12 protein-coding genes and 1 other RNA gene are annotated in these 11,852 nt (G+C 59.8%); 10 read left to right on the forward strand and 3 right to left on the reverse strand.

What is annotated here, in order from left to right:
- The coding region (locus tag HLUSI_RS0119595; RefSeq protein ID WP_157137927.1) for a transporter substrate-binding domain-containing protein at positions 1-468 on the reverse strand (468 nt) is incomplete at its 3' end.
- Between HLUSI_RS0119595 and HLUSI_RS32900 the strand changes: the two genes are divergently transcribed.
- Positions 458-640: a hypothetical protein gene (locus tag HLUSI_RS32900; protein ID WP_157137928.1), complete on the forward strand. Its 183-nt coding sequence runs from the start codon at positions 458-460 to the stop codon at positions 638-640. The genes HLUSI_RS0119595 and HLUSI_RS32900 overlap by 11 nt on opposite strands.
- On the opposite strand, the gene gshA is transcribed toward HLUSI_RS32900, so the two are convergent.
- A complete protein-coding gene (gshA, locus tag HLUSI_RS0119600) occupies positions 630-2,234 on the reverse strand; it encodes a glutamate--cysteine ligase (RefSeq protein ID WP_016835564.1) in 1,605 nt (534 codons plus the stop codon). The genes HLUSI_RS32900 and gshA overlap by 11 nt on opposite strands.
- Positions 2,235-2,430: 196 nt before the next feature.
- On the opposite strand from gshA, the gene folD reads away from it, so the two are divergent.
- The 7 genes from folD (at position 2,431) to lpxO (ending at position 9,268) form a co-directional block, all read left to right on the forward strand.
- Positions 2,431-3,276 carry a bifunctional methylenetetrahydrofolate dehydrogenase/methenyltetrahydrofolate cyclohydrolase FolD gene (gene folD / locus HLUSI_RS0119605; RefSeq protein ID WP_016835565.1) on the forward strand — a complete coding sequence of 282 codons (846 nt, stop codon included), beginning with the start codon at positions 2,431-2,433 and terminating at the stop codon, positions 3,274-3,276.
- 5 nt (positions 3,277-3,281) lie between these two features.
- Positions 3,282-5,390, forward strand: a complete 2,109-nt coding sequence (locus HLUSI_RS0119610) for a M3 family metallopeptidase (RefSeq protein ID WP_016835566.1) — start codon at positions 3,282-3,284, stop codon at positions 5,388-5,390.
- A gap of 60 nt (positions 5,391-5,450) precedes the next feature.
- Positions 5,451-5,525: non-coding RNA, sX9 sRNA (locus tag HLUSI_RS31895), on the forward strand.
- A gap of 102 nt (positions 5,526-5,627) precedes the next feature.
- Entirely contained in the window at positions 5,628-6,047 is a 420-nt protein-coding gene (locus tag HLUSI_RS0119615) for a DNA polymerase III subunit chi (RefSeq protein ID WP_016835567.1), read from the forward strand.
- A gap of 4 nt (positions 6,048-6,051) precedes the next feature.
- The gene (locus HLUSI_RS0119620) at positions 6,052-6,558 is read left to right on the forward strand and encodes a hypothetical protein (RefSeq protein WP_029363794.1); all 507 of its coding nucleotides are present in this window, start codon (positions 6,052-6,054) and stop codon (positions 6,556-6,558) included.
- A gap of 183 nt (positions 6,559-6,741) precedes the next feature.
- Entirely contained in the window at positions 6,742-8,049 is a 1,308-nt protein-coding gene (locus HLUSI_RS0119625) for a D-amino acid dehydrogenase (RefSeq protein ID WP_016835569.1), read from the forward strand.
- Between the two features lie 319 nt (positions 8,050-8,368).
- The gene (gene lpxO, locus HLUSI_RS0119630; protein ID WP_016835570.1) at positions 8,369-9,268 is read left to right on the forward strand and encodes a lipid A hydroxylase LpxO; all 900 of its coding nucleotides are present in this window, start codon (positions 8,369-8,371) and stop codon (positions 9,266-9,268) included.
- On the opposite strand, the gene HLUSI_RS32905 is transcribed toward lpxO, so the two are convergent.
- Entirely contained in the window at positions 9,255-9,542 is a 288-nt protein-coding gene (locus HLUSI_RS32905; RefSeq protein ID WP_157137929.1) for a hypothetical protein, read from the reverse strand. The two genes, lpxO and HLUSI_RS32905, sit on opposite strands and share 14 nt — an antisense overlap.
- Before the next feature lie 290 nt (positions 9,543-9,832).
- Here HLUSI_RS32905 and HLUSI_RS0119635 point away from each other — a divergent pair, with 290 nt between their 5' ends.
- Together HLUSI_RS0119635 and HLUSI_RS29685 are read left to right on the forward strand one after the other, a co-directional pair.
- Positions 9,833-10,873, forward strand: a complete 1,041-nt coding sequence (locus HLUSI_RS0119635) for a GGDEF domain-containing protein (RefSeq protein ID WP_016835571.1) — start codon at positions 9,833-9,835, stop codon at positions 10,871-10,873.
- A 285-nt stretch (positions 10,874-11,158) separates the two neighbouring features.
- Positions 11,159-11,852, forward strand: a 694-nt coding sequence (locus HLUSI_RS29685; RefSeq protein WP_238534045.1) for an asparaginase, incomplete at its 3' end; no start/stop codon positions are given.

The following is an 11,852-nucleotide window of genomic DNA, read 5'->3' on the forward strand; positions in this document are numbered from 1 at the left end:
GCCCTGGCCGACGCCGACGGCCTTGCCTTTCAGGCCGGCGATGCTGCGGTAGTCGTTCTTGTCGTCCAGGCGCTGGATCAGTTGTGCGCTCGAATAGGTGTAGGGAATCGAGAAGTCGAATTCCGCCTCGCGCCTGGATGTCATCGTTACCTGCGAAATGATGGCGTCGTACTTGCCCACTTGCAGTCCGGCCAGGATGCCGACCCATTCGGTGGCGACAAAGTCGGCGCGCAGTCCGAGCCGTCCGGCCAGCGCACGGGCGAATTCGACGTCGAAGCCGGTCAGTTCTCCGGTCTTGCGGTCCTTGAAATTGAAGGGTGGATAAGTACCCTCCAACGCCACGCGCAACACACCGCGCGCCTTGACCACCTCAAGCAGGTCTTGCGCGCCGGCCGCGCCGGGCGAGGCAAGAATGCCGAGAGCGCCAAGGACGCAGAAAAAACATGCAGAAAGTATCTTGGTCGCCATCATCGCCGCCCCGCTCATGAGAAGAATCGGGCGGAATATACGCGAAAAGGATGCCGCTTTTGACGCGCTGGTGGACGCACAAGGCGAAGACGCCAAACAATCAGAAAATGATTGCCTGCCGATAGAATTTATTCAAGCAAGGACTTCGTTCAAGCGCAGAATCAGACGCTGATATTACCCAGCGTACTGGCCCGGTAAGCGGCGACGAAGGTATCGAAATCGCCGATCTGGGTGCGCTCGATCGATTGTTGATTCTCGATCGACGTAGCGGCGGTAGCGACGAATTCTGCGGTTTGCTCCGCGTTCAGCGGGCGCGCCAGGAACTCCGCCGCCTGCGCCTTGCTCAAGTTCAGAGCGAAAGCGGCGAATGAATTACCGGCCGCGCGCACTTCACGCAGCACGCGCGCCGACGGCGTCAGCTCGGCATCGCGCAGCTTCTCGCGTTGCGCCTGCAGCGCCTGCACATGCTCGGAACCACCGGCCTGCGCGTCGAGCAAGTCGGCGATCGGCTGCATACGCTCCAGCAGCGACAGTCCCCAGTCCTGCAAGCCGACCGGCTTGCCTTCCTGTTCCAGCTGCAAACCCGGACGACGGCCTTCCTTGACCACGCGCGAGAAGTTGCAACGGCTTTCGGCGCCGCTCTCGTCGGAGGTCAGCGAGCTCTCTTCAAACGCGATGAAATGCAGGAACACGTCGAGGAAGCGCGATGCCTTCAGGCTCACGCCGAGCGGCTCGAACGGATCGATGTCCATGCAGCGCACTTCGACGTACTGCACGCCGCGCGCCGCCAGCGCCTGTACCGGCCGTTCGCCGCTATAGATCACGCGCTTGGGACGGATCGTCGAATAGAACTCGTTTTCGATCTGCAGGATATTGGTGTTGATCTGGATCCACTCGCCGTCGCGCTTGGTGCCGAGTTCTTCGTAGGGGGGGTACGGCTGGCTGACCGCCTGCGACAGGCTTCTGATATAGCTGTGCAGGTTGTTGTAGTGCGGCGTGATGTTGGCCTGGGCGTTGCTCTGGTAACCGAGGTCGCTCATGCGCAGGCTGGTGGCGTACGGCAGGTAGAGCGTGTCGTCGCTGAGCGTCTCCAACTGGTGCGGACGGCCGCGCAGGAAGTTTGTCGCCAGCGCCGGCGAAGCGCCGAACAGGTACATCAGCAGCCAGCTGTAGCGGCGGAAGTTGCGGATCAGCGCGATGTAGCTTTCCGACTGGTAGTCGCGCGCCGAGAACGACGGCTCGACGTTTTGCTCGCGATCGTCCAGCTCGCGCAACAGCTTCCAGACATCTTCGCTGAGCGAGAAGTTGTAATGGATGCCGGCGATGCATTGCATGGTCTTGCCGTAGCGCAGCGCCAGGCCGCGGCGGTACACGTGTTTCAGCGTGCCGATATGCGAGGTGCCGTACCAGGCGATGGGGATGTCTTCTTCAGGCGGCAGCACGCCGGGCATGGACTCGTTCCACAGCAGTTCGCCGTTCAGGTTGGCGTGCACGAAACGGTGGATTTCATCGAGCCGCCGCAGTGCATCGGCAATGTCGTGTGTAGCCGGGGTGATGAATTCCAGCAGGGATTCCGAATAATCGGTGGTGATCTGCTCATTGGTCAGGGCCGAGCCCAGCACGGCCGGATGCGGCGTGGTCGCCAGCTGTCCGTCCGGAGTCACGCGCAAAGTCTCCCGTTCCACGCCGCGCAGGCCACGACCGAGCAGAGCACGGTTTTCCGGGCTGGCAAAAAGGGCTAGGCGGCGGGTCAGCAGATCGGTCATGCAAGGTCCTCAGATGTCACTCAATTCGATTGGTTGGCGGAGCATAACCGAAAATTAAAATCAGCGTCGTCCGACACCACGACGCCGAAATCGGCGGCAAGGACTCGCATCCCGCCCGCCTACGCCGTCGCGACCGCCGAGGGCAAGGCCCCTTATAATGACGCTTTATTTTCCCTCTTTTCCAGTCCCAGCCACCATGCCAGCACAACTCATCGACGGTAACCTGCTCTCCCAACAATTGCGCGCCGACGTCGCCAAACGCGCCGCCGCCCTCACCGCCAAGGGCAAACAGCCCGGCCTGGCCGTGATCCTGGTCGGCGACAGCCCGGCCTCACAGGTCTACGTGCGCAACAAGGTCAAGGCCTGTGAAGACAACGGCCTGCACTCGGTGCTGGAAAAATACGACGCCGCGCTGACCGAAGCCGAGTTGCTGGCGCGCATCGATGCACTCAACAAGGACCCGAAGATCAATGGCATCCTGGTGCAATTGCCGCTGCCGGCGCACATCGACGCCAACAAGGTGATCGAAGCCATTGCCGCCGACAAGGACGTCGACGGTTTCCACGTCAGCAACGCAGGCCTGCTGATGACCGGCCAGCCGCTGTTCCGCCCCTGTACGCCTTACGGCGTGATGAAAATGCTGGAATCCATCGATTATCCGGTGCGCGGCGCCAACGCCGTGGTGGTCGGCGCCTCCAACATCGTCGGCAAGCCGCAGGCCATGTTGCTCTTGCAAGCCGGGGCAACCGTCACTATCTGTAATTCCAAGACCCGCGATCTGGGCCACCATACGCGCCAGGCAGATATTCTGGTGGTGGCCACCGGCAAACGCAACATCGTCACCGCCGACATGGTCAAACCCGGCGCCGTCGTCATCGATGTCGGCATGAACCGCGACGATAACGGCAAATTGTGCGGCGATGTGGATTTCGCCAATGCAAAGGAAGTCGCAGGTTACATCACCCCCGTGCCCGGCGGCGTGGGGCCGATGACCATCACCATGTTGCTGGTCAACACTATTGAAGCTGCTGAAAGAACCTGAGTCCCATGACCACCACCATTACTGCAGATACTACGATCACTCCCGGCAACAACCCGCTGCTGGACTTCTCCGGCCTGGCGCGTTTCGACGCCATCAAGCCCGAACATGTCACGCCCGCCGTCGACGCCCTGCTGGCCAAGGCAAGCACATTGGTCACCGCGCTGGAAGCGCCGATGGCGCAAGTCACCTGGGCCAACTTCGTCGAGCCGCTGGAAAACGCCACCGAGCAACTGGGCCGCGCCTGGAGCATCGTCGGTCATCTGAATTCGGTGATGGACACGCCGGAACTGCGCGCCGCCTACAACGAAAACCAGCCCCGCCTGGTCGAGTTCTGGACCGCGCTGGGCCAGAACCTGGCGCTGTTCGAAAAATACAAGGCGGTGCAGACCGGCCCGGAATACGCCTCGCTGTCGGGCGCACGCAAGAAGGTCATCGACAACGCCGTGCGCGACTTCCGCCTGTCGGGCGCCGAGTTGCCTGACGACCAGAAGGAACGCTTCGCCGAAATCCAGGAAAAATCGGCCGCGCTGACCACCCGCTTCTCGGAAAACATCCTCGACGCGACCAACGACTTCGGCCTGTTCGTTGAAAACGAAACCGACCTGGCCGGCCTGCCGGATGACGTCAAGCAAGCCGCGCGCGCTGCCGCCGAAAAAGACGGGACGCCGGGTTTCAAGTTCACGCTGCATTTCCCGTCCTACTTCCCCATCCTGCAATACGCACACAGCCGCAGCCTGCGCGAGCAGATCTACCGCGCCAACGCCACCAAGGCCTCGGAGCTCGGCGCCACGCCGGAATGGGACAACACCGCCAACATGCAGGAAATCCTGCAATTGCGCCACGAAGAAGCCGTGATGCTGGGCTTCAAGAATTTCGCTGAATTATCGCTGGTGCCGAAGATGGCGCAGTCGCCGCAGGAAGTCATCGGCTTCCTCGAAGACCTGGGCCGCCGCGCGCGTTCGTATGGCGAAAAGGACTGGGAAGAACTGCGCGCCTTCGCCAAGGAAGAGCTCGGCATCGACACGATCGAAGCCTGGGACATGACCTACGCCGCCGAAAAGCTGCGCGAACAGCGTTACGCCTTCTCCGAGCAGGAAGTGAAGCAATACTTCCCCGAGCCGAAGGTGATCGAAGGCCTGTTCCAGGTCATCCAGCGCCTGTTCAACGTCGACATCAAACCCGACAGCGCCCCGGTCTGGCATCCGGACGTGAAATTCTTCCGCATCGAACGCGACGGCAAGCTGGTCGGCCAGTTCTACCTCGACCTGTATGCCCGCAGCGGCAAGCGCGGCGGCGCCTGGATGGACGACGCCCGCGCCCGCCGCATGACCGCCAATGGCGTGCAGACGCCGATCGCTTACCTGGTCTGCAACTTCACGGAACCGATGACCGTCGACGGCAGGGAGGGGAAAGAGCGGAAACCTGCGCTGTTCACGCACGACGAAGTCATCACGCTGTTCCACGAATCCGGCCACGGCCTGCACCACATGCTCACCCAGGTCGACGAAGTCGGCGTGTCGGGCATCTCCGGCGTGGAATGGGATGCGGTCGAATTGCCGTCGCAGTTCATGGAAAACTTCTGCTGGGAATGGGACGTGCTGCAGCACATGACCGCCCACGCCGACACCGGCGCACCGCTGCCGCGCGAACTGTTCGACAAGATGACCGCCGCCAAGAACTTCCAGTCCGGCCTGCAGATGCTGCGCCAGGTCGAGTTCTCGCTGTTCGACATGCACATCCATTACGACTACGACGCCTCGGGCAAGGACAGCGTGCAGTCGGTGCTGAACGCCGTGCGCGACAAGTTCGCCGTGATTCGTCCGCCGGAATTCAACCGTTTCCAGCATTCGTTCAGCCATATCTTTGCCGGCGGTTACGCGGCGGGCTATTACAGCTACAAGTGGGCGGAAGTCTTGTCGGCCGACGCCTACAGCGCGTTTGAAGAAGCCGCGGCCAAGGGCGACAACGTGGTCTCGATCGAAACCGGCCTGCGCTTCCAGAAAGAAATCCTGGCCGTCGGCGGTTCGCGGCCGGCGATCGAGTCGTTCAAGGCTTTCCGCGGCCGCGAACCTAGCATCGACGCTCTGCTGCGCCATAGCGGCATGGCCGCTTAAACCTGCTCACGATCTTACTGCGAGGCCGTGATCCGGCGTCGGGCGGTGCTCGGAATCCTCATGTACTGAAGTACATTCCGGTTCCTGCGCTCCGTCCGCCACCGGCTGACGGCCTCCCGCTACAGATCGTGAACAGGTTTAACCTCAAAGTTGGTTTGAACAGCCACGGCTGGAACGATGAGGGTTTAATTCCCTCTGCGGGTTTTCCTCGATCTGCTATATGTCTATACTTCGTCCATGACCCGCATCGATTTCCACAGCAACGTCCCCAATAAACTCGCCTACGCCTGCCGCCTGGTGCGCAAGGCGCGCGCCACGGGCGTCAATATCGTCGTGCGCAGCCCGGATGCGGCCCAGTTGCAGCAGCTGGACCAGGCCCTCTGGAGCTTTTCCGAGCAGGATTTCCTGCCCCACGTGATGGCCAAAGACCCGCTGGCCGCCCAGACCGCCATCATCCTCACCAGCGACGACGCCGCCGAATTGCCGCATCACCAGCTCCTCATCAACCTGGGCGCAGACACGCCGGCCCATTTCGCCCGCTTCGAGCGCATGTTCGAAATCATTTCCTCGGACGAAGCCGACAAGGCCGCCGGCCGCGATCGTTACCGCTTCTATAAAGAGCGCGGTTATCCCCTGAGCCATTTTGTCGCCGACTGAGATCATGAGCCAATCGTCCGCCGACAACAGCATCCCGCTCCTGACCGAAGTCATCGCCCCGCCCGCCGCGCCGGAAAACCAGGCGCCGCAGGCCTTGCAGTGGGAAGATACCCAGCCGCAGCAGCCGCATCCTCAGCCCGACTACCAACAGCATTTCCAGCCGGAGCCGATCCAGGCCTTCCAGCCGCAATACCAGCCCACTTACGACGCCGCGCCGCTGCCGGTATCGGTCAGTACGCCGCTGCCTCCTCAGCCCTTCGCTCCGGAACCTAGCGCAGAGCAATTGCGCCAACTCCGCCAGGACATTCAGGAAAACGTCATGCAGACCCTGCTGGGCCAGATCGACAACGTGCTGCACCAGCATCTGCAGGATCACCTCGCGGTCATCCTCGACAACATGGCCGACATCCTCAAGACCCGTGTGCGCGCCAGCCTGGAACAGGCGCTGGCCGAAACCGTGACGCAAGCGCTGGCGGAAGAAATGGCAAAATTTGAAAATGCAAAATATTAAGTTTTAAACAAATATTTTGTTTTTCAAACACCATCACTGCCTGTTCATTAAAAAATAGAAATCCAGGCACGCTGATTGCTTACCTAAAAAACCGATTACTTCTTACAATTTCACCCATTGAGGCGTGCGCAAATCGGGATTGTCTGGTTTGCCCGGGCTCTGTCATCGAACAAGGAGAATGTGATGAAAGTCATCGTATTGGGAGCAGGCATCATCGGCACCGCGTCCGCGTGGTTCCTCAAGCGTGAAGGTCACGACGTCACCGTCATCGACCGCCAGCCGGGCGCCGCCCAGGAAACCAGTTTCGCCAACGGCTGCCAGATCTCCGTATCGCACGCCGAGCCATGGGCCAATCCCTCCGCTCCGCTCAAGGTCCTGAAATGGCTGGGCAAGGAAGACGCCCCGCTGCTGTATCGCTTCCGTCCCGAATGGCTGCAATGGAAATGGGCCGTCAGCTTCCTGCGCGAATGCACGCCTGCGCGCACCGACGCCAACATCCGCCAGATCGTCGCGCTGTGCGAATACAGCCGCCAGACGTTGGTGGCGCTGCGCGCCGAAACCGGCATCCAATACGACCACCTGAACAAGGGCATCCTGCACTTCTATACCGAAGAAAAGGAATTCGAGCTGTCGCTGCCGGCCGCCAAGCTGATGCGCGACCTCGGTTGCCAGCGCGACTCGATCAGCGCCGATGAAGTGATCAAGATCGAACCGGCATTGGCCAGCATCCGCGACAAGATCGTCGGCGGCGATTTCACCGCCTCCGATGAGTCGGGCGACGTCTACAAGCTCACCACCGGTCTGGCGCAAAAGGCGGAAAACGCCGGCGTCGACTTCCAGTTCAACACCACCATCACGCGCCTCATCACCGAGGGCGCCGGCGCTGCCGCCCGCGTGACCGGCGTGGAAATCATCAATCCGGACGGCCGCCATGAGGTCCTGAAGGCCGATACCTTCGTGGTCGCCATGGGCAGCTTCTCGGAGCCGCTGCTGCGTCCGCTCGGCATCAACCTGCTGCTGTATCCGGGCAAGGGCTATTCGGCGACCTACAAGGTCACCAATCCGGATGCCGCGCCGACCGTCTCGCTGACCGACGACGGTTACAAGCTGGTGGTGTCGCGCCTGGGCGACCGCCTGCGCGTGGCCGGCACCTGCGAACTGAACGGCTACACCCGCGAACTGAACACCACCCGATGCGACGCCATCACGCGCCGTACCCGTGAATTGTTCCCGGACGGTTGCGATTACGACAACCCGGTCTATTGGACCGGTCTGCGCCCGCTGACGCCGTCGAACATTCCTTACGTCGGCAAGACCAGGTTCAGCAATCTCTATCTCAATACCGGCCACGGCACGCTGGGCTGGACCATGGGTTGCGGTTCGGGCCGCGCGATCGCCGAAATCATTGCCGGGCGTCAACCGGAGATCGACTTCGGCTTCACGGGCCTGCCGCGCAAGGCGCCGGGCAAGCTTTCTACCCAACCTGCATAGTCCGGCGCAATCCGAATACGTCGGCGGCAGCCACACGCTGCTTGCCGCCGATCATCATTTTGCCCCTCGCTTTGCCCCTCCTTGTCGACCCGGCCTGTTCTCCTTTCCAGGCCCGGTCGGCATTTTTTACGTTTCTTCACTGATCTCCCTCAAAGCTGCCCCAAACCGCTTGGTGTAGAATCAGCCCCATCCATCGCGGCACATCCGCCCGATTTCCAGATCAAACTCTTACAGCATTGATATCGCGCATTGAGCGCTTATCTATTGCGTATCTATACGAGATGGCGGCAGCCGCAGCCATCGACATGAGGACATTGCAATGAAGTGGGTCGTTGTCGGCATTTATCTGTTTTCCATCTTGTTCATCCATTTCCGCGGAAAGGTGAGATTGCCCTTTTTACGTCAATTCTTCGACCATTCCTCGATCATGGCGCCGATCAACCTGTTCATGTATGCCTTCTCGCGCGTGCCGGCCGTGCCGTATCCGGGAGTCAGTGGTTTCCAGAACCTGCACCTGCTCGACGACAACTGGGAAATCATCAAGGCCGAAGCCGTCAACCTGCAGAACATCTCCAAGATCAAGGCTGCCGAAAAGAACGACGACGCCGGCTTCAATTCCTTCTTCAAGGCCGGCTGGAAACGCTTCTACCTGAAATGGTACGACGCCAGCCATCCGTCGGCCGAGCAGTTCTGTCCCAAGACTGTTGAAATCCTGCGCCAGATCCCGTGCGTCAAGGCCGCGATGTTCGCCGAACTGGCGCCGGGCGGCACGCTCAATCCACACCGCGATCCCTACGCCGGTTCGCTGCGCTATCACCTCGGCCTGGTCACGCCGAACGATGATCGCTGCTTCATCGAAGTCGACGGCCAGCGTTACAGCTGGCGCGACGGCAAGAGCGTGGTGTTCGACGAGACCTTCATCCATTGGGCCCGGAACGGCGCCGAGACGAACCGTATCATTCTGTTCTGCGACGTCGAACGTCCGCTGCGTTATCGCTGGGCCCAGACCATCAACAAATGGCTCGGCAAGACCATGATGACCGCCGCCAGCTCGCCCAACGAGACCGGCGACCAGACCGGCCGCATCAACAAGCTGTTCCGTTTCGTCTGGCTCGCCGGCCAGTACCGCCGCAAGTTCAAGAACTGGAATCGCAATGCCTATCGCGCCACCAAATTCGGCCTGATCATCGCCGTCGCACTGGCCATCATCTATCTGTAATCGTCTTCGTTTTGCAGCGGCGCAATGCGAACAGCTTGCGCCGCATCTCTTCCGTTCCCCCTTCTCTTCCGCTCCTGTTTTCCCGTGCCGCAACATTTTCGATGCGCGAGAAAGAAGCGCGTATCGCATGCTTCAAATAGTTTGCACCGTGACGGCTCCTGGCCGAGCAATCAGTGCGGCATTGAGAAAAAATCACCGTCACGCGCATCGCAGCACCACGCGACACGACACGCACCGCATCGCGCCACGCCAATATAGTGCGGACATCGCGCATAAAATCGCGGGAAAATTTCCACTTGGAAATGAAAGCAAATTTTTCCTTTTGATTTTGCGTTAACTCAATAGCTGTTCCTTTGAGCAGCGTGTAAAATCCCCCTGCTTCATGGCTTGATTCATGGCGTGATTCTTGCGTAAGTTCTTATGCATTCTATGAATGGTAAAGCCTATCAAAACCTGCCGGCGGTGTTCACGCGCAATGTTTCCCGAGCGTGATCAAGCGCAAGCAGGTTCTTAGAGTACCCACTAAACATAGAATAATGTGCTCAAGCAGGAGTCGACATCCGGATGATGAAACAGCTTCTAAAGAACCTGGTAGATATCACAGCCCAGCGTGAAAACTCGCGCCTCGCCGGCGCAGTGATCACCGGCCTGTACGAACTGACCAAGGTCAAACAAATTCGCGTGCTCGACATCTTTTCGCTTCGCGAAGAGATGTTCGTGCAAGAAAAGATGTACCTCAACGAGGGGCATCTGAGCACCATCGCCGAACACACCGAAGACGACCCCAAGGAACCGCTGAGTCATTATTCGGCCATCGTCGAATGCATCCGGCACCACAAGAATGAACACTACGAAATCGCCGCCGACGGCTGGCACGTGCTGTGGCTGCCGGTATGGCTGCACGGCAAGGTCAACACCTGTCTGGAGATCCGCAATCCGCACGCCTACGACACCACGGCGCTGGAACTGATCGACGGCATCTTCGGCATCTACTGCAATTACCAAAGCCTGCTCGACTACAGCGAACGCGACGCGCTGACCGGCCTGTTCAATCGCAAGACCTTCGACGAACAATTCTCGCGCCATGCCTTTGCACTAGCCCCGCATGAAGCACATTCGCTCGACAATAACGAGCGCCGCAACGGCGGCGAAACCAAGGCACACTGGCTGGCCGTGGTCGACATCGACCATTTCAAGCAAGTCAACGACCAGTTCGGGCATCTGTATGGCGATGAAGTGCTGATCCTGGTCGCCAATATTCTGCGCACCTCATTCCGCGCGCACGATCGCATCTTCCGCTTCGGCGGCGAAGAGTTCGTGATCCTGCTGCGCTCGACCACGCTGGCCGACGCCAGCAAGATCTTCGACCGCTTCCGCCAGCACGTGCAGGAATACGATTTCCCGCAGGTCGGCAAGGTCACCGTAAGCCTCGGCTTCGTCGGCATTTCGCAGGAAACGCCGGTGGTGATCCTGGGCCATGCCGATCAGGCTCTGTACCACGCCAAGAAGAACGGTCGCAACCGCATCTGCTACTACGATGAGCTGGTTACTTCGGGCGTCCTCAGCAATGAAATTTCGACCAACGATATCGTCGAATTCTTCTAAATAATTAACGCATTTTTTGTTTTTTTGAAAGCCTATGCACGCCTCGCATAATCTTTCAAAATCCATGCTTTAAAAGCATAAGACTTCGCAATCGCTATTCCGTACTATCCTTGCGTGCCGTTTCATAACGTAAAACTAACCGGTACGAATGTCGCCGTTGCGCGCATGTTCAGGGGCGCAATGGCGGGACCCATCTATGCATCAATTGCATCCATTGCTCAGGAGATCCTTATGCAACATCTGAAGTTGAAACAACTCGGTGGCGTATTGCTGCTGTCGGCCGCCATGTCGCTGTCGGCACAGGCGCAAGAAAAGAAAGCCAACGTCGTCGTCATCGGCACCGGCGGCACCATTGCCGGCGCGGGCGCATCCAGCGTCAACACCGCCGCTTATCAATCTGCCGTGGTCCCGGTCGACAAGATCATCGCCGCCGTGCCGGAAATCTCGAAGATCGCCAACGTGCGCGGCGAACAGATTTTCCAGATCGGCAGTGAAAGCTTCAACGACGAACGTCTGCTGAAACTGGGCAAGCGCGTTTCCGAACTGCTCAAGCAGAATGACGTGGACGGCATCGTGATCACCCACGGCACCGACACCATCGAGGAAACCGCCTACTTCCTGAACCTGACTCTCAAGAGCACCAAGCCTGTCGTCGTGGTCGGCTCGATGCGTCCGGGTACCGCCCTGGGTGCCGACGGCGCGCTGAACCTGTATGACGCCGTGCTGGTCGCCTCCAGCAAGGACGCTGCCGGCAAGGGCACGCTGGTGGTCATGAATGATGAAATCCATTCCGGCCGCGACGTCACCAAGACCAACTCCTTCAAGGTTGAAACCTTCCGCTCGCCATACGGCCCGCTGGGTTATGTGGTCGAGGGCAAACTGATGTTCTACCGCTTGCCGGCCCGTCCGCACACCACGCAGACCGAGTTCGACATCGACAAGATCAACAGCTTGCCGCGCGTCGACATCGCCTACAACT

The sequence above is a fragment of the Herbaspirillum lusitanum P6-12 genome (assembly GCF_000256565.1).
Classification (GTDB): Bacteria; Pseudomonadota; Gammaproteobacteria; order Burkholderiales; family Burkholderiaceae_D; genus Herbaspirillum; species Herbaspirillum lusitanum.